Source organism: Brevibacterium oceani (assembly GCF_013623835.1).
In the GTDB taxonomy this organism is placed as follows: Bacteria; Actinomycetota; Actinomycetes; order Actinomycetales; family Brevibacteriaceae; genus Brevibacterium; species Brevibacterium oceani.
The window spans coordinates 77,678-95,927 of the sequence record NZ_JABKDE010000007.1 but is presented as its reverse complement, the minus strand read 5'-3'; the positions used below and the strand labels follow the sequence as shown (position 1 = coordinate 95,927).

Genomic DNA, 18,250 nt, shown 5'->3' with positions numbered 1-18,250 from the left:
TTCCGAACGCGAATTCCCGCACGGATCGTCCGCAACTTGCTGTCCCAAACTGCGTCCGAGTCAATCAGCGGATGCGACCGTTCGGACTGCTCGAACTGCCTGGTCGATCGTTCGATTGCCGTCCGAGGTGCGGAAGAGTAGCGTGTCCCCGTGCGGGGACGGAGTGAGTCTCCGAGAAGTGAAGAGCGCGAAGAAAGCACGTGGTGAGCATGGGTGATTGGTTCGAATCACGGCCGTGGATGGCGACCTGGGGCGATGCGGCTCCGCAGCCGAATGTTCTGGAACCGTCGACGACCGTGGCCGACCTGGCCGCAACGGTCAGGGCACGCGGCGAGGCCACGGCGATCAGCTACTACGGGTTCTCGCTCACGTGGACCGAGTTCGACCGCTGGAGCAGCGCCTTCGCCTCGTTCCTCGCATCGCACGGAGTCACCCGCGGTGATCGCATCGGAATCTATGACCAGAACACCCCGGCGTTCGTCATCGCGAGCTACGGGATCTGGAAGGCCGGCGGTGCCGTCGTGCCGCTCAATCCGATGTATCGCGGCGAACTCGTGCACATCTTCGACACCGCCGAGGTCAAGGGCATCATCGCCTCGAAGGCGGCCTATCTCGACCGTGTACGGCCTTTCGCCGAGTCCTTGCCGCTCGTCGTCCTCAGCGATGATGGTGATTTTCAGGTCGAGGGACCTGATTCGATCTTCTCCGCGTTCTCGGATCTGCCTCCCGTCAGCGATGCCTTCGACTTCCGCACCGTCGTCGCTGAGCACCTCGACGACGGCTTCGTCCCGGAACGGCCTGTCGCCCAGGACACGGCTCTCGTCGTGTTCACCTCGGGCACCTCGGGGAAGTCGAAAGGGGCGATGGCCACCCATGCGAATGTGTCGAACAACGCCCGCCAGGCGGTGCGCACCTCGTCGTACACCCCTGGTGAGGGGTATGCGACTCTCGCTCCGCTCTTCCACATCACCGGATTCGTCAGTCAGTTCGTGGCTGCCGTCGCCGGTGGGGCGCGGCTCATCCTCAACTACCGTTTCCAGCCGGGTCCGATGCTGGAGCTGTGCCGTCGCGAGCGCCCGGCGTATATGGTCGGACCGGCGACCGTCTACACTGCGATGCTCGCCCACCCCGACTTCACCGAGGATCACTTCTCCTCGTTCCGACGCCTGAAGTCCGGTGGTGCTCCCCTGCCCGAAGGGCTCGTCGATCGGTTCGAAGAGAAGACCGGAATCTACCTTCAACAGGGCTACGGTCTGACCGAGACCTGTGCACAGGTCGCCTCGGTGCCGGCCGGGATGCGGGCACCGGTGGACGAGAACAGCGGCAATCTCTCCTGCGGTCTGCCCCAGGTCGACACGTCGGTGCGCATCATCGACGGTTCCGGTGCCTCGCTCGGTCCGGGCGAGGTCGGCGAGGTGGCCGTCTCCGGCCCGTCGGTCGTTCCCGCCTATCTCAACGACCCGGAGGCGACGGCCGCGCAGATTCCCGGAGGCGAGCTGCGCACCGGCGATGTCGGGTTCATGGACGAGAACGGGTGGCTGTTCATCGTCGATCGGATGAAGGACATGATCAACGCCTCAGGGTTCAAGGTCTGGCCCCGTGAGGTCGAGGACGTCCTCTACACCCACCCGGGCATCGAGGAGGCGGCGGTCGTGGGCATCCCCGATGAGTACCGCGGTGAGGACGTCGCCGCGTTCGTCACTCTCCGTCCCGGCGCCGAGGCGAGGGCTGAGGAGATCATCGGCTTCTGCCGGGAGCGTCTGGCCGCGTTCAAGGCACCCCACCATGTCACGATCCTCGAGCAGCTGCCGAAGACGACTTCGGGCAAGATCCTGCGCCGGAGCATCCGCGCCGATGCCGTCGAGGCAGCTCAGGCGGCCACGAATGCGGCACAGGGGACAGTGGGCTCCGACTGACGAGTTTCGGAGTCGGTCAGGGGATGCGGGAGGCCGGATATCTCTCCGCTGTGCTGCGGATCTCCGGAGTGAGATCCGCGTCATCGACGATTCCCGCCATCTCCCATCGGCCATGGACCGGGCATCTCTGGAACCGGTAGGCGCCGAAGCGGATCGATTTGAACGACACCAGAGGGATCCAGCGTGTCCGGTAGTACCCATCGCCTGAGCAGCGGACGATGGCTTCGTCGGCATAGGTCTTCTCGGTCATATGCACAGGTTAGCGCATGGTCACTTGCCGAACTGAGGCAAGGCGGATCCGTTCGGTCCGGCCCCGGCGGGAACTGCATTCAGCCGAGACTGACGGTGCGTGCTCCGCCGAGGCGTGCGAACCTATCGGGCTGGCAGGTGAGCAGGATGACCTGCGCATTGCGGCCGACATTGCCGAGGATGACGTTGAGCGCGGAGAGACGCTTCTCATCGGCGAAGCCGAATGCGTCATCGAGGATGACCGGAGCACCCGAGGACTCATCGACGAGGGTGGCCACGGCGAGGCGTCCGATGAGTGCCAGCTGCTCCTTCGTTCCGTCCGAGAGCGATTCGAAGCTCACCGTGCGGCCGTCGAGCGTGCGGGAGACGATCTCGAGGTCTTCGGAGATCTCCACCGACAGCCCCTGGCCGAAGATCACCCGTCCGAGCCGTTCGATCTGCTCCTTGAACGGGGCCACGTACTGTCGCTGCGCTTCTTCCTTGTGGGCGAGCACGGTCTCCCGCAGCAGGCGGACCGCCTCCGCCTCCCGGCGCAGGCGTGCCAGCCGTGAGCGCAGCGAATCCAGGGACTCCTCCGCGGCCTTGAGTCTGTCGTAGATGCCCTCCGCCGCCCGGTCGTCGATGAGCGCCGAGAGCCGATCGACCTCCTGCCGCCCGGTCTCCTGCTCCTGCTGTTTGCTGTCGAGGAGCTGGAGAGCGTTCTGCAGCCGCATCTCCAGGGTCTCGGGGTCGGCGGCCTCATAGCGTGCCCGAGCCGCTTCGACCTCTCCCACACGCTTCTGAGACTGTTCCAGCGCGTCGGCGTGTGCGTCCTTCAGCGCCTCATCGGAGTGAGCGTCCCGATCGGCTGCCAGTCGCGCGGTGAGGTTCTCAAGAGCCGTCATCGCCTGTTCGTGCTGAGCCTGCGCTCGGACCGCGGCGACCCGTGCCTGGTCGCGGTCGGCGCGTGTGCGATCGAGCGCGGCGCGGGCCTTGTCGACGGCATCCTGTGCGGTGTCGACCGCTGCCGTGGTCGTGTCGACTCTCGCTTCGAGTTCGTCGATCGTCGTCGCATCGACCTCGGCGTCGCTTCCCGCAGGTTCTCCTGCTTCGACGATGAGCTGTTCGGCCCGAGACAGCGCCGAATCGAGCCGGTCGCGGTCGTCGTCGCCGATGAGCGCCCGCAGCGTCGAGTTCGCCTCCGCCAGCAGCGCTTCGGCATTCGTGCGCACCTCAGCTCGCTCACGCGCCTGGTCGAGCGAGTCGACGCCGAGTCGTTCGAGTTCGGCGTCGAGTTCGCTGCGTGCCCGATCGACGGCACGGTCGAGTTCGGCCGGGGACTGACCCGGCCGAACCGTGATGTCGACGACGGAGTCGATGACGATGCTTGTATCGTTGACGACGGCGAACTCGGCATCGGTCGTCTCTGAGAGCGTGGTTCCGTCGATCCTCACGTCGGTGTCCCCGAGGCGCCTGGCGATGATGTGGGCGGCCGCGGCGGTCTTCGCCTTCTGTGCGATGCGCACCTCGGTGACGAGGCCGCCGAGGTGGTCGACGTCTTTCGCCGTCACAGTGATCGAACCGATCGTCGCCCTCGCGTCGGCTGCTCTGCTCTCCTGTTCGCGGATGCTCGCCAACCGCCTGCGCAGTTCGCTCACTTCACGGCGTGCGCGGGCATGAGCGAGGCTCGCGGATGCCGTCTTCGCTTCGGTCCGCGCGGTCTCGAGTTCGGTCTGCCTGGCGTCGAGGGCCCGCTGTGATCGGGCGACGACGGCGTCCTGATCGCGTTCGCTCTCCGTGACCGTCGTCCGGTTCGCTGCCGCCTCTTTCACTGCCTCGTCGGCGGCGGTCGTCTCGGCGATGAGGCGACTGCGACGGTCATGGGCCTCCGCTGCCCGCTCCTCTTCGCGTTTCGCGGAGTCGGCCGCCTCGGCGGCGCGCTCGAACTCGGTCTTGAGTCCGGACACGGCCTTCGCCGCCTCTTCGGCCTCCTCACGTTCGGTCACGGCCGCGGTCAGCTGATCGCGGACGGCCTCCAGGCGGTCGGCGGCTCGAGCGTGCCGTTCGACGAGCGCGTCCATGTCCCGGCTGCGCTCATCGAGGGTCCGATGGCGCTCTTCGGCGGCCGGGAGCTCGTCGGTGAGCTTCTTCAGCTCTCCGGTCTCCTTGCCCTTGGCCGTGAAGAATCTGAGGTATTCGCTCTCGACCCGGTCGAGGAAGGCATCGTGATCGGCCGGGGCCTCCCCCGATGTGTTGAGCGCGCCGTGCAGCGCCTTGATCTCGGCCAGCGGTGCTTGGGCGAGACTTCGGCCCTGGGCGACGTCGAGAGCATCGAGGAGGTCGATGTCGACGGTCTCCTCGAGGAGGGAGAGGAAGCGTTCATGGGCTTCATCGCCGCTGAGCTGCTCGGGTGCCGGTGCCAGGATGTGCAGTTCGGTGAAGGGCTGCTTGAGCCAGCGTTTGCGATAGCGGACCTCGTAGTCGCCGGTGCTCAGGTGCAGTTCGACCTGGGGGCCGACGTCGGAGCCGACCGGCTGAGTGTCCTTGACACTGGCCTTCCGGGAACTCGCCTTGTCCTCGCGCAGCTGGGTGATGGCCTGGTGGATCGAGGACTTGCCGATCTCGTTCGGGCCTTCGACGATCGTCACGCCGGGACCGAATTCGACGGTGGACTCGGTGATGCCCCGGTAATCGGTGAGGGTGATCGAGTGGAGTCTCATGAGCTGCTCCTGGCGAATCGGTAGAGCAGGCCGAGGGCGTCCTGGGCCGCGATCGCCGTGTCGTCCTCGGCCGCGGCGCGAGCGGAGAGTTCGTCGAGGGTCTCCTGCAGATACCCGCTCAGGCCGAGGTCGGCGAAGTCCTCGTCGGCAGCGATGACCGCGAGGTCTGTGTGACGCTCCCAGAGGGAGACGAGGGCGAACAGGTCGGTGAAATGGTCGAGGATCTCGTCGAGACGGGCCTTCGCCGCCGTCGGCAGGGTGCCGCGGAGGATGAGCCAGACCGCGGTGCGGTCCTTGTCCGCCACGGCGTTCATCCGCTGTTCGAACTCGTCGACGTCGGCGGCGGAATTGAGGTCGGCGTCGATGACGCTGAAGGTCCAGGTGCCGAGGTGGATCTTCTCGACCTCGGTCGCATGGGTGTCGGCGTCGATGTCGACGAGCAGGACGTTGCCCGGATCGTCTTCGCGCCGGGAGGTGACCTCGGGTGCTCCCGGGTACCAGATCCGGTCGGCGACTTCGAAGGTGGCGTGTCTGTCGCCGAGGGCGACGAACTGGGCACGGTCCTCGCGCAACAGTGCCCTGAGGTGATCGGTGTCGATCGTGGCCAACGATTCCCGATCGGGGTCGAGGACGCTGACGGCACCGTGACCGGCGATGATGCGCACGGAACCGGGAGCCACCTCGGCGAGGTCGGTCGTCGCTGCGGCGACGAGATCACCTTGAGGATGCTTGGAGAACCAGGGGGCACCGACGATCTCGACACCGGGGACGACCTCGAAGGGGTCGCTGTCGCGGAGCACATGGATATGGTCGGGCACGCGTGAGGTGAACGCCGGGGAATCATAGATCGATGCCGCGTCGAGGGGGTCGTGGTTGCCCGGCAGCAGGACGACGGGGACGGTGAACGAGGCGAGGGCTTCGAAGGTGCGGGCGATGATGGCGCGGTCGAGCTGATTGGTCTCGAACACGTCTCCGCAGACGAGCACGAACTCCGCGTCCTGCTCCTCCGCAAGCTCGCAGATGCGGGAGACGACGTCGAGTCGGGCGCGGTGGAAGCGGGGGCGAGCCTCCGGGCTGAGGTAGTGGGCCGTCATCCCCAGCTGCCAGTCCCCCGTGGCGATGAATCTCATCTGCTCCTCCTCATCTCATCCCATCCTACGGGCGAGTGCCCACCGTATCGGGCGGTCATGACACAAGTGAGGCACAGCACACCCTCGGCACGATCCAGGTGCCCCACCTGGGCGAACGCGGCGGTCCCGGCGGCGGACCCGCTGCCCGGACCGATACGACATCTCAAGTACGCGACTCCGACCGGAGTCTTAGGTTAGGCTAAACATTTGTGAACTCCACTGCACTGACCGCCACCGGCCTCGTCCTCGGCTACGATCGCGCTCCCGTCGTCCACGAGGTGAGCCTGACGATCGCCCCCGGAGAAGTGACCGCGCTGCTCGGCCCCAACGGCTCGGGCAAGTCGACCGTGCTGCGCTCTCTGGCCCGGCTCCACCCGATCACTTCCGGCGAGGTCGTCGTGACCACGAACGAGGAGCACACGCAGGCCAGCGCCCTGAGCGCCAAGGAATTCGCTCGCATCGTCACGCTGCTCTCGCAGTCGCGCCCCCACCCGTCGGGGTTGAGCGTCCGTGAGATCGTCGCCTACGGCCGGCACCCGCACCGCAAGCGCTTCGCCGCGCTCACGGACACCGACCGGGAAGCCATCGATCGGGCGCTGGAACTCACGGGCACCGTCCGCATGGCCGACCGCCCGGTCGATCAGCTCTCCGGCGGCGAACTCCAGCGCGTCTGGCTGGCCACCTGCCTGGCACAGGACACCGGAGTGCTGCTGCTCGACGAACCGACGAATCACCTCGACCTGCGCTACCAGGCGGAGATCCTCGACCTCATGCGCGAACTCGCCGATGACCACCACCTCGCCGTCGGCGTCGTCCTCCACGATCTCGGACATGCGGCCACGGTCGCCGATCACGTCGTCCTCCTCGACCGGGGGCGCATCCGGTCGGTCGGCACCTGCGAAGAGGTGTTCACCGCCGACGTCCTCAGCGAGGTCTACGGGCTGCCCATCTCCGCTCGCATCGATGAGGACACCGGCCTGGTCAGGGTCGAAGCCCTCAACCGGCGACGCCGCCGCGCCGCCGTCTGAACCACAGGTCCGACCCGCCTCCGACGACCCCTGTTCGGCCCGGGGCGCCCCGCCGCACGATGACCTCACCACCCGCCGATTCACCCCAGCCGCCGAGACAACCTCGGCCCACCAGAAGGAAGACCATGACGACGACGCCCCTGCCCCGCACCTTCGCCGCCTTCGCCTCGGCGACGGCGATCTGCGCTCTCGCCCTGACCGGTTGCGGCACCACGAACACCGAGACCTCGGCCGATGCGAAGTCGACGAGCTCGGCATCGTGCGCGGACGACTCGAGCGCCACCTCGGCGGATCCGGTCACCGTCAAGGATGACACCGGACATGAGATCTCCCTCGACAAGCCGGCGGCGAAGGTCGTCTCCCTCGAATGGCAGTACACCGAGGACCTCCTGTCCCTGTGTGTCGACCCGGTCGCCGTGGCCGATGCGAAGGGCTTCACCACCTGGGACACCGCGGAGAAGGTGCCCGAGGACGTCACCGATGTCGGCACCCGCCAGGAGCCCAACGTCGAGTCGATCCTCTCAGCCGATCCCGATCTCGTCATCATCGAGAGCGCCGACCGCAAGGACAAGATCGTCGGCCAGCTCGAGGACCAGGGCATCGAGGTCATGGCGATGGCCGGGGCTGATGGGAAGGACCCCGTCAAGTACATGAAGGACACGTTCACCACGGTGGCGAAGGCGACCGGACGGACCGAACGCGCCGAGACCGTGCTCAGCGACTTCGATGCGAAGCTCGAGGAGTCGAAGAAGGCCATCGCCGAGGCGGACCCTGAGACGAAGGACTTCGTCTACTTCGACGGGTGGGTCAACGGGTCGAACGTCGCCATCCGACCCTTCGGGCAGGGATCGCTCATCGGCGAGCTCGGCGAGGAGCTGGGACTGAAGAACGCGTGGACCGGAGAGGTCGACCCCGCCTACGGCCTCGGCCAGACCGACATCGAAGGCATCTCGAAGGTCGGCGACGCGAACTTCTTCTACACCGGCACCGAGGACCCGGAGTCCGAGGACTATGTCGCGCTGCTGAAGAAGAACGACATCTGGGCGAACATCCCCGCCGTCAAGGACGATCGCACCTTCGCGTTCCCGGCCGGAATCTGGACCTTCGGCGGACCGAAGTCCTCCGAGCAGGTCCTCGACGCCTATGTCGATGCGCTGACGAAGTAATCGATGACCGCATCCGTGTCGGCAACGACAGAAGACACGACGACGGAGTCGGCCACGGCCCGGCTCCGCAGCGGTGGGATCGTCGGTGCGATCTCGGCCACCGGGGTGCTGTTGGCGCTCACCGCCGTCCTCGTCCTCCTCTCCGCCTGGCACATCACCCAGGGCACCTCCGGGATCGGTGTCCGTGATCTGCTGGCTTCCTTCTTCGGTCAGGACTCCTCCCTCGCCGAGGCTGGTCCCGGTGCCCGTGACATCCTCCTGGGATCGCGGCTGCCGCGCGTGGGGGCAGGCATCCTCGTCGGCATGGCTCTCGGCGTCGCCGGGGTTCTCTTCCAGTCCCTGGCACGCAACCCCTTGGCCTCGCCGGACACTCTCGCCGTCACGGGCGGAGCGTATTTCGCCGTCACCGTGGTCACGGCCTTCGGCATCGCGATCCCGATGTGGGCTTCGGGAGGCGTCGCGTTCGTCGGCGGTCTGCTGGCCGCTGCCCTTGTGCTCGGCCTCGCCGGGGGCGCGGCCGCCTCGACGACCCGGCTCGTACTCGCAGGCACGGCCACGGCCATGGCGCTGCAGGCCGGGACATCGACGCTGCTCATCCTCTTCTCCGAGGAGACGACGAGTCTCTTCTCCTGGGGGTCGGGCACCCTCAATCAGCTCGACGGGACGGCCGCCCTGCGCAGCATCCCCGTCATCGGCCTCATCGTTCTCGGAGCGATTCTGCTGTCCAGGCGTCTGGATCTGCTCGGCCTCGGCGATGATGCGGCCTCCGTCCTCGGGGTCCCGATCCGCTCGACCCGGGCGATCGGCATCCTCTTCGCCGTCATGCTCACCGCCACGGCGGTGACGTTGGCAGGGCCGATCGGGTTCGTCGGGCTCTGCGCGCCGGTCATCGCCCGTCTGCTCGCCAGGGTGGTGCCGGTGCTCGGCCGACATGCGGTGATGATCCCGGCCACCGGGATCATCGGGGCGATCATCGTCATCCTCGCCGATGCCGTGCTCCGCGCGATCGTCGGGGCCACCGAGGCGATCACCCTGCCGTCGGGTGTGACGACGACGATCCTCGGCTCCATCGTCCTCGTCCTCCTCGCCAGGTCGATGCGTTCCTCGGGACCGGCGCAGGCCACCTCGGCGGCGAAATCGACGCTCATCGGTCCTCGGCGGGCAGGGCTGGTCATCGGTCTCGGGCTCGCCGTCCTCATTGTCGTCGCAGTCCTCGGTCTGCTCACCGGGGAACGGTTCTACCTCCTCGGCGACGGTCTGCTGTGGCTTCAGGGCCAGGCCGCCCCGGTCATCGACTTCGCCTTCGATTCCCGGGCTCCGCGGGTGGCCGCGGCACTGGCCGCCGGTGCCGCTCTCGGACTCTCGGGCACCCTCGTCCAGGCCAGCGCCCGCAATCCCCTGGCCGAACCGGGTCTGCTCGGCATCACCGGCGGTGCCGGGCTCGGTGCGGTCATCGTCGTCACCCTCATCCCCGGCGCCGGCATCGGGCTGGTGTCCGGTGTCGGCATCATCGGCGCTCTCGTGGCCTTCGCCCTCGTCTACGGACTCTCATGGCGGGGCGGAATGGACACGGACCGGCTCGTGCTCATCGGCATCGGCCTGTGGTTCGGGTTCACATCGCTGACCACGCTGCTCCTCGTCCGCGCGAATCCCTGGGACACACCGACCCTGTTCACCTGGCTGTCCGGGTCGACCTACGGGCGGGTGTGGGCCGATGTCGCCCCGGGCGCCCTCGTCCTCCTCGTCGCCGTGCCCGCGGCGTTCGTGTGGACACGTGAGCTCGACCTGCTCGCCCTCGATGACGACACCCCGAGGTTGGTCGGCGTTGCTCGCGAACCGGTCCGTCTCGCGGTGCTCATCACCGCCGCCGTGCTCGCCGCGGTGAGCGTCTCGGCCGTCGGCGTCGTCGGCTTCATCGGCCTCGTCGCCCCGCATGCCGCCCGCGCACTGGTCGGCGCCCGACATCGCAGGGTGGTTCCGGCCGCGATGATCCTCGGGGCCGTCGGCCTCGTCGTCGCCGATGCCGTGGGCCGCACGATCATCGCTCCCGCACAGATCCCGGCCGGGCTCATCGTCGCCCTCATCGGCGCCCCGTACTTCGTCTACCTGCTCGCCCGGTCACGGGCGTGAGGTCTGTGCTCAGTCCGGACGCGGCCGTGCCCCGTTCGACTGCCTGGCCGAGACCGACTCGGTGCTCCATTCGGCGCTCCGATCGCGAATGAAATCACGCAGCCGGGACACGACTCGGCCCGGCCGACGGACGGCTGCGCACAGGGCGAGTTCGCGAACGTACTCGGGTCCGCTCAGCTCCACCTCGGCGACCCCTTCGACCGCTCGCACGGCCCGCGGCAGCAGTGCCACGCCCATGCCTCGACCGACGAACTCGCGGATCGTGGAGAACTCGGTGACCTCGGTCCTCACCTGCGGGACGAAACCGGCGGCACGGCACCACCGATCGGTGAGCGCCCGCAGATTGTAGCTGTCGGGCGTGGAGATGAACTCGTCGTCGACGAGTTCCTCGACGGCGATGCTCGCGCGACGCGCCAGCCGATGGTCAGCGGGGACGACCGCCACGATCCGCTGGCTGGCAAGGATCTCGTGCGGCACCTCCGGCGGCGGCGGAATGATGAGGGCGAGATCGAGAGCACCCCTGAGCAGATCGTCGACGAGTTCGGCACCGTGCGCCTGCTTGAGATCGAGCCGGATGCCCGGATGCTCCGCGGCGAAGGCGGCCAGCAGGTCGGGCACCTCGCCGGCTCCCATCGTCAGCGGGAATCCGAATCGGATCGTGCCGTGATCGGGGTCGGCCGCCTCGGCGATGTCGGTGAGCGCGGCACCGATCTCGTGCAGGGGCATCCGCACCGCGGCAGCGAGCTCGCGAGCCGCCTCGGTCAGGCCGATCGCCCGTCCGTGCGGAACGATGAGAGGCACGCCGAGGCGGTCCTCGAGTCCATGGATGCGCCGGCTCATCGTCGACTGCGGAATGCCGAGCGCGGCGGCTGCCTCGGTGAGGTGTCCGTCCTGGTCGGCCAGCCCGACGAGCTCCCGCAGCGCCGTCAGCGGGAGACGGCCATCATTCGATCGTTCCATATTCGGATCATACATATCACATTCCTCATTGGACGGATGATTCTTAGGGGCGCATCGTGATGACATGTCTTCGCACACCACAGCCTCAGACCATCTGCCCGACGCCGACGTCGTCCTCATCGGCGGAGGAATCATGTCGGCGACGCTGGGATCGATGCTCGCCCAGCTCGAACCCGAATGGCGCATCCTCATGCTCGAGAAGGCCGAGAGCATCGGCGGAGAGAGCAGCGATCCGTGGAACAACGCCGGCACCGGACATTCGGGATTCTGCGAACTCAACTACATGCCCGACCCGACCGACGGTTCGAAGCCCGCGTCGATCGCGGGACAGTACCACTTGACCCGGCAGTGGTGGGCCGAACTCGTGCGCCGCGGCCTGCTCGACCCAGACGACTTCATCCACGAAACGGCGCACATGAACCTCGTCTTCGGCGCCGAGGACGTCTCCTATCTGCGCACTCGTGTCGAGACCCTGCGCGCCGACCCCCTTTTCGCCGAACTCGAGTACACCGACGACCCCGACACCATCGCCAAGTGGGCCCCGCTGACGATGACCGGACGCCCCTCGACCGGCGAGCCGATCGCTGCCGCCCGACACCCGCGCGGCACGGACGTCGACTTCGGAGCGCTGACCCGCTCGCTCACACGCATCGGGACTACTGAGGTCCGCACCGACCATGAGGTGACTGGGCTCGACCGAACGGACAAGGGATGGACAGTCACCGGGTCGACCTCGCAGAGGTCGTTCACGGTGCGCGCGAGAACCGTCGTCGTCGGTGCAGGAGGGTTCGCCCTCCGACTCCTGCAGAAGGCGAAGATCCCAGAAGTCCGCGGCTACGCAGTGCTGCCGGTCGGGGCCGCCTTCTACCGCTGCTCCACCCCGTCCGTCGTCGCCGACCACGACGCAAAGGTCTACGGACAGGCCGAAGTCGGTGCACCACCGATGTCGGTGCCGCATCTGGACAGACGCGTCGTCGACGGACGCGAACACCTGCTCTTCGGCCCCTACGCAACGTTCAGCACCCGCCTGCTCAAGCATGGCCGCCTCACCGACTTCTTCAGAACCCTGCGCCCCGACAACCTCCACATCATCGCCGCCGCCGGCCTGCAGAACCTCAGCCTCGTAAGCTTCCTCATCAAGGAACTCGCGGCCGGCCCCACCAAGAAGTTCGCCCAACTGCAGCGCTACTACCCGCAGGCGCGTCGGAACGAATGGACCCTCGCCCCGGCAGGTCAGCGGGCACAGCTGGTCACACCGGACCCGAAACGGATCGGAGTCCTCCAGCAGGGCACCGAACTCGTCGTCTCCGCCGACGGTTCGATCGCCGGGCTCCTGGGCGCCTCCCCCGGAGCCTCGACCGCGGTCCCGATCATGCTCGAACTGCTCCAGCGGGCCTTCCCCGTCCAGTGGCGTGAGCGCTGGAGCACAGCCATGACCGAGGCCGTCCCCGATCGCGCCCGACAGACATGGACCGCCGAGGCGGTCGCTCGCACCGTCACCGACACCGCCGAGGCGCTCGACCTGGCACCCTCGCGCCGCTGACATCGGAGATCACCTACAACCGCCTCGGCCCCACGGATCAGAGCATTGTCAGAACCCCACAGCGGAAAACTCTCAGCGTTGTGGCAAGTTGAATTGCACGGGGGACGAATCGACTCTAATGTGACTGACAACACTTACCGTTAGGGAGATCACATATGAGGCGTCTGACCCGCAGTTTCGTGGCCATCTGCTCAACACTTGCGCTGACGGCGGGCCTCGCCGCGTGCAGCGGCGGCTCCGACGAAGCCGGCGGTTCCGGCGACACGATCGTGGCGGAGACGGCGTTCAGCCTCGCGACGATCGATCCCCACCGGCAGTTCGAATTCACAGGCTCGACGATCGACAATGCCCTCTACCAGACCGCCTTGGAGTTCAAGGACGGCGACCTCACGAAACCCACCGATGGTCTCTGCTCCTTCGAGATGTCCGATGACGACAAGACGATGACGCTCAAGCTCAAGCAGAAGGACGCGAAGTTCTCCAACGGCGATCCCGTCACCGTCGATGACATCGTCTTCTCCTTCGAACGTCTCCAGGGCCTCAAGGGCAATCCCTCCTTCTTCCTCGACGGGGTGAAGGTGAAGAAGATCGATGACGAGACCATCGAGCTGAAGAGCGAGAAGCCCAACCCGGCGCTGCCCTACATCCTGCCCAACTCCTCGATCGGCATCGTCAACTCCAAGGTCGTCAAGGAGAACAAAGGGACGACGGATGAGAAGGACGGGGCCGAGCAGTTCCTCAATGAGAACTCGCAGGGCTCGGGTCCCTACAAGATCGACACCTACGACCCGGACAGCCAGGTCGTGCTCACCGCGAACGAGCACTACAACGGCCCGGCTCCGAAGTACAAGCGCGTCGTCCTGCGCAACGTCTCGGCCGAAACGCAGCTCACCGACATCCAGTCCGGTCAGGCTCAGGTCGCCTACGACCTCAATTCCGACCAGGCGAACTCGATCGACGACAGCATGGCGCAGAAGACCTCGCTGCCGTCGACGCGCAGCCTCTACATCTTCAACAACATGGACTCCAAGGTCAGCGACATCACGACCAACGAGGACTTCCGCAAGGCCGTGGCCTCGGCCATCGACTACGACAAGATCCTCGAACTCTCCGGCGAAGGCGCTCAGCGCATGGCCGGCCTCGTCCCGAATGAGTTCAACGGGGCCGTGCCGAAGGACCAGGCGCCCGAACGCGACCTGGAGAAGACGAAGAAGCTGCTGAAGAAGTCCGGCTACGACGGTGAGAAGATTCCGTTCCACTACTCGAGCGATCAGTCCGTCAACGGCGTCGACCTCGCCCAGCTCGCCGAGACCCTCCAGGCCCAGTTCAAGGAGGCGGGCATCAACCTCGCACTCAAGCCGGCTCCCAGCGCCACGCAGCTCGACGGCTTCCGTTCGGGCAAACAGCCCATGGGCATCGGCACCTGGGGCGCGGACTTCCCCGACCCGTCGAACTACAACGTCTTCGTCCCCGGCGGCAGCGTCGCCGAACGCGTCAACTGGGACAAGGACGCCGATCCTGCGATCACGAAACTCGCCGACAAAGCTGAGAAGGCCGATGAGGATTCCCGCGGCGACGCCTACGCCACGATGTACAAGTCGCTGTCGGACACCGGGGTGTGGATCCCGCTCGTCCAACCGGTCGACACCATCGTCGTGGGCAACAGCGTGAAGAAGTTCGTCTCCAACGCAGACACCTCGTTCGACTTCGCAAAGGCAGAGTGAGGATGGCGGAAGCCGCACCCGAGGCAGCGACCACCACCGAGGCGACTCCGGCATCAGGCACCACCGCCGGTGATGCCGCCCAGAGGATCGAACCGCCGAAGCTCCACCCGCTGCTGCGGTTCATCCTCATCAGGATCGGCATCTCGCTCCTCCTCATCTGGGGTGTGACGATCGTGACGTTCCTGCTCACGAACCTCGTGCCTACCGACCCGGTCGCCGCAATACTGGGCGACCGGGCGGCCGCGGACCCGGAGATCGTGGCGCAGACACGTGAGCGTCTCGGCCTCGACCAACCGCTCATCGTCCAGTACTTCACCTACCTGAGCAATCTGCTCCACGGGGACCTGGGAGTCTCCAACCAGACGCGCACCCCAGTGCTCGACTCGATCGGACAGGTCTTTCCCGCCTCGATCGAGCTCGGCATCGGTGCCATCCTCATCTCCGTCATCCTCGGGCTCCTGCTCGGTCTGCTCAGTGCGCTCAAGCAGAACACGATCGTCGACCATGCGATCCGCACTCTCAGCCTCATCGGCATCTCCGCCCCGACGTTCTGGATCGCGACCGTCGCCTACTTCGTGTTCTTCTTCAAACTCCGGGTCGTCCCCGGCGCCGGCCGCCTCGACCCGTGGATCACTCCCCCGCCGAAGGTCACGGGACTCTACACACTCGATTCCCTGTTGGCCGGACAGATGGCGACCTTCACCAACGCATTCGGCCATCTCATCCTCCCCTCGTGTGTGCTCGCCCTGTTCACGATCGGACTGCTCACCCGCTTCTCCCGCTCGAGCGTGCTCGACATCATCAAGTTCGACTACGTCACTGCGGCGAAGGCCAAGGGCCTGCCCACCGGCACCGTCGTGTTCAAATACATCTTCCGCGGCGCCCTGGTCCCGATAATCACCGTCGTCGGACTCGCCTTCGGCTCTCTGCTCTCGGGAGCGGTGCTCACCGAGACGGTATTCGCCTGGAACGGCCTCGGCCAATACGCCTATCGCGGGGCGACGACGCTCGACCTGCCCGTCATCATGGGGGTGGGCCTCGTCATCGGCATCGTCTACATCATCGTCAATTTCATCGTCGACCTGATCTACGGCTTCGTGGATCCGAGAGTGAGGGTGAGATGAGCATCGGCACTCCCAAATACTCAGCCGAGGGTTCCACCGGCGCCGAGGCGGCCACCCGTGATCCCCTCACCCCCGGTGTGAAGCGGTGGCAGCTGCGTTTCCCCAGGTCCCTGCGCACTCCGCTCGGATTCGTCGGTGCCGCCATCCTCCTCATCTGGCTGATCGTGGCGGTCTTCGCCCCGCTCATCGCGCCGTTCGATCCGCTGGCCCAGGACTTCCCTCGGCTCGCGGCACCAGGTAGTGAGAATTTGCTCGGCACCGACACTCTGGGCCGCGACGTATTCTCACGCATCGTCGTCGCGGCGAGAACCACGCTTCCGGCCGCCGTGTTCGTCGTCATCTGCTCGGCGGTGCTCGGTTCGGTGCTCGGAGCGATCGCCGGGTACTTCGGACGCGCCGTCGACGAGATCATCATGCGCATCGCCGACCTCGTCTTCGCGTTCCCCACGATCATCCTCGCCATGGTCATCGCCGCAGCGCTGGGACCCGGGCTGAAGAACGCCATCATCGCGATCCTGCTCGTCTCCTGGCCCTCCTATGCCCGTGTCACCCGGTCTCTGGTGATGACGGCTCGCAGCAGCGAATACGTCATCGCCGGTCGCCTCCTCGGTTTCAGCGCCGGCCGCTCACTGGTCCGCGAGATAGCACCCAACGTCATCTCACCGGTCGTCGTGCTCGCCACCCTCGACGTCGGTTCGGCGATCCTCACGATGGCAGGGCTGTCGTTCCTGTCTCTGGGCGCGGTCCCCCCGACCCCGGACTGGGGCGCGATGATCAGCGAGGGCGTCTCGCAGTTCGCCGCCTGGTGGATCGCGTTCTTCCCCGGCCTGTGCATCCTCACCATCGTCATGGCCTTCAACTTCATCGGCGACAGTCTGCGCGACACCCTCGATCCGCACACCGCACAGGAAGTCGGTGAGACGACATCATGAGCATGATCAGCATCAGAGACCTCAATCTCTCCGTCACCACCGGCAAGGAGACCTCGCACATCCTCCGGGACGTCTCGTTCGACCTCGATGCCGGTCGGATCACCGGTGTGGCCGGAGCTTCCGGGTCCGGCAAGACCCAGACCGGGCTGGCCATCATGGGCCTCTCCCCAGCCGGGGCGCAACTGAGCGGAAGCATCGACTTCGACGGCGTCGAACTCGTCGGAATGCCGGCCAAGGCCCATAACCGGCTGCGCGGGGCGCAGCTGTCGATGGTGTTCCAGGATCCGGCGTCGGCATTCCATCCCATGCTCACCGTCGGTGACCAGATCACCGACCATCTCCGGCACCACCAGAAGGTCTCGAAGAAGCAGGCGCTGGCGAAGGCCGTCGACATCCTCGGCCGCACACGGGTCCCCCACCCCGATGAAGCCGTCCGCAAGTACCCCCATCAGTTCTCCGGCGGGCAGCTGCAGCGGATCGCGTTCGCCTCGGCGATCATCTGCGATCCGAAGGTCCTCATCGCCGACGAACCGACCACGGCGCTCGACGTCACCGTGCAGGCCGGCATCCTCCGTCTCCTCCGTGAGCTCTGCGACGACCTCGACCTCGCGGTCCTGCTCGTCACCCACGATTTCGGGGTGCTGTCCTCGGTGGCCGATTCCATCGTCGTGATGAAGAACGGCGTCGTCGTCGAGACCGGTGACCGGGAGACCGTGATCACCGCACCGAAGCACGAATACACACGGTCGCTCATCGAATCGCTGCCGGGAGCGGAGGTCGCATCATGACGCCCGATGGTCACACCTCGACTCAGGCCCGCGACGAGTCCACCGCCGACGGTGCCCCGCTGCTCGCCCTCGATTCCGTGTCGTGCGAATACAAGCTCGACGGCGGCGGACGATTCCGTGCGGTCGACGGGGTCTCCCTGCAGCTGGGCCGTTCCGAGGTGCTCGGACTCGTCGGTGAGTCCGGCTGTGGGAAGTCCACTCTGGCGAAGCTCATCTGCGGGCTGGAGAAACCGGCCGGCGGCTCCATCACCTTCGCCGGCAGTCCGGTGAGGTCCTTGGGGCTGAAGAAGCGGGCGAAGAGTCTGCTCGGCATCCAGATGGTCTTCCAGAACCCCTACGCCTCGCTCAATCCCCGCAGGCGCATCCGTGATCAGCTCGAGGACGCCCTCGCCTTGGACCCGTCGGGGAGCTGGAGTGTCGAGTCGCTCCTCGAGGCGGTCGACCTGCCGAAGGACTCCGCGCAGCGGTATTCGCATTCGTTCTCCGGCGGACAGCGACAGCGCATCGCGATCGCGCGTGCCCTGGCGGCCGGGCCGAAGGTGCTCGTCGGCGATGAGCCGATCGCCTCTCTCGATGCTTTCCTGCAGGCTCGCATCGCTCGGATGATGCGCGATCTCGCCATCGACTCCGGGGCGTCGATGATCTTCATCAGCCATGACCTCTCCGTCGTCCGCGACATCGCTGACCGGGTCGCGGTCATGGAGGCCGGTCGCATCGTCGAGGTCGCGCCGACCGCTGAGATCTGGAACGATCCCAGGCACCCTTACACGAAGAAGCTGTTGGCCGCCATCCCCAAGGTCGACGGCAAGGGCATGATCCCCGGATGAACGTATCCGCGTCTCGACCGGGTCGAGTGCGCAC

14 protein-coding genes are annotated in these 18,250 nt (G+C 66.6%); 10 read left to right on the top strand and 4 right to left on the bottom strand.

What is annotated here, in order from left to right; all coding sequences use genetic code 11:
* Nucleotides 1-209: 209 nt before the first annotated feature.
* Nucleotides 210-1,916 carry a class I adenylate-forming enzyme family protein gene (locus HK401_RS15375; protein ID WP_181275688.1) on the top strand — a complete coding sequence of 569 codons (1,707 nt, stop codon included), beginning with the start codon at nucleotides 210-212 and terminating at the stop codon, nucleotides 1,914-1,916.
* A 16-nt stretch (nucleotides 1,917-1,932) separates the two neighbouring features.
* Here HK401_RS15375 and HK401_RS15370 read toward each other — a convergent pair whose 3' ends face one another.
* From HK401_RS15370 to HK401_RS15360, 3 genes are all read right to left on the bottom strand, one after another.
* Nucleotides 1,933-2,166, bottom strand: coding sequence for a hypothetical protein (locus tag HK401_RS15370; RefSeq protein WP_181275537.1), 234 nt, complete (start codon nucleotides 2,164-2,166; stop codon nucleotides 1,933-1,935).
* A 79-nt stretch (nucleotides 2,167-2,245) separates the two neighbouring features.
* On the bottom strand, nucleotides 2,246-4,864 hold the full coding sequence (locus tag HK401_RS15365) for an AAA family ATPase (RefSeq protein ID WP_181275536.1): 2,619 nt from the start codon (nucleotides 4,862-4,864) through the stop codon (nucleotides 2,246-2,248).
* Nucleotides 4,861-5,994, bottom strand: coding sequence for a metallophosphoesterase family protein (locus HK401_RS15360; protein WP_181275535.1), 1,134 nt, complete (start codon nucleotides 5,992-5,994; stop codon nucleotides 4,861-4,863). The genes HK401_RS15365 and HK401_RS15360 overlap by 4 nt, the downstream gene beginning before the upstream one ends.
* A gap of 209 nt (nucleotides 5,995-6,203) precedes the next feature.
* Here HK401_RS15360 and HK401_RS15355 point away from each other — a divergent pair, with 209 nt between their 5' ends.
* The 3 genes from HK401_RS15355 (at nucleotide 6,204) to HK401_RS15345 (ending at nucleotide 10,318) form a co-directional block, all read left to right on the top strand.
* Nucleotides 6,204-7,022 carry an ABC transporter ATP-binding protein gene (locus tag HK401_RS15355; RefSeq protein ID WP_181275534.1) on the top strand — a complete coding sequence of 273 codons (819 nt, stop codon included), beginning with the start codon at nucleotides 6,204-6,206 and terminating at the stop codon, nucleotides 7,020-7,022.
* A gap of 125 nt (nucleotides 7,023-7,147) precedes the next feature.
* The gene (locus HK401_RS15350) at nucleotides 7,148-8,188 is read left to right on the top strand and encodes an ABC transporter substrate-binding protein (RefSeq protein ID WP_181275533.1); all 1,041 of its coding nucleotides are present in this window, start codon (nucleotides 7,148-7,150) and stop codon (nucleotides 8,186-8,188) included.
* Between the two features lie 3 nt (nucleotides 8,189-8,191).
* On the top strand, nucleotides 8,192-10,318 hold the full coding sequence (locus HK401_RS15345; RefSeq protein WP_181275532.1) for an iron ABC transporter permease: 2,127 nt from the start codon (nucleotides 8,192-8,194) through the stop codon (nucleotides 10,316-10,318).
* Between the two features lie 9 nt (nucleotides 10,319-10,327).
* Here HK401_RS15345 and HK401_RS15340 read toward each other — a convergent pair whose 3' ends face one another.
* Nucleotides 10,328-11,278 (bottom strand): LysR family transcriptional regulator, encoded by a 951-nt coding sequence (locus tag HK401_RS15340; protein WP_181275531.1) that lies wholly within the window; start codon nucleotides 11,276-11,278, stop codon nucleotides 10,328-10,330.
* A gap of 64 nt (nucleotides 11,279-11,342) precedes the next feature.
* On the opposite strand from HK401_RS15340, the gene HK401_RS15335 reads away from it, so the two are divergent.
* The 6 genes from HK401_RS15335 (at nucleotide 11,343) to HK401_RS15310 (ending at nucleotide 18,216) form a co-directional block, all read left to right on the top strand.
* Nucleotides 11,343-12,821: a malate:quinone oxidoreductase gene (locus HK401_RS15335; RefSeq protein ID WP_181275530.1), complete on the top strand. Its 1,479-nt coding sequence runs from the start codon at nucleotides 11,343-11,345 to the stop codon at nucleotides 12,819-12,821.
* Nucleotides 12,822-12,976: 155 nt separating this feature from the next.
* Nucleotides 12,977-14,545 carry an ABC transporter substrate-binding protein gene (locus HK401_RS15330; protein WP_181275529.1) on the top strand — a complete coding sequence of 523 codons (1,569 nt, stop codon included), beginning with the start codon at nucleotides 12,977-12,979 and terminating at the stop codon, nucleotides 14,543-14,545.
* A gap of 2 nt (nucleotides 14,546-14,547) precedes the next feature.
* The gene (locus HK401_RS15325; protein ID WP_258234258.1) at nucleotides 14,548-15,669 is read left to right on the top strand and encodes an ABC transporter permease; all 1,122 of its coding nucleotides are present in this window, start codon (nucleotides 14,548-14,550) and stop codon (nucleotides 15,667-15,669) included.
* The gene (locus HK401_RS15320; RefSeq protein ID WP_181275528.1) at nucleotides 15,666-16,601 is read left to right on the top strand and encodes an ABC transporter permease; all 936 of its coding nucleotides are present in this window, start codon (nucleotides 15,666-15,668) and stop codon (nucleotides 16,599-16,601) included. Before HK401_RS15325 ends, HK401_RS15320 begins: the two co-directional genes overlap by 4 nt.
* Nucleotides 16,598-17,389: an ABC transporter ATP-binding protein gene (locus HK401_RS15315; RefSeq protein WP_181275527.1), complete on the top strand. Its 792-nt coding sequence runs from the start codon at nucleotides 16,598-16,600 to the stop codon at nucleotides 17,387-17,389. The genes HK401_RS15320 and HK401_RS15315 overlap by 4 nt, the downstream gene beginning before the upstream one ends.
* Complete coding sequence (locus HK401_RS15310) at nucleotides 17,386-18,216, top strand: ABC transporter ATP-binding protein (RefSeq protein ID WP_181275526.1); 831 nt, start codon at nucleotides 17,386-17,388, stop codon at nucleotides 18,214-18,216. Before HK401_RS15315 ends, HK401_RS15310 begins: the two co-directional genes overlap by 4 nt.
* The last annotated feature ends 34 nt before the right edge of the window (nucleotides 18,217-18,250 follow it).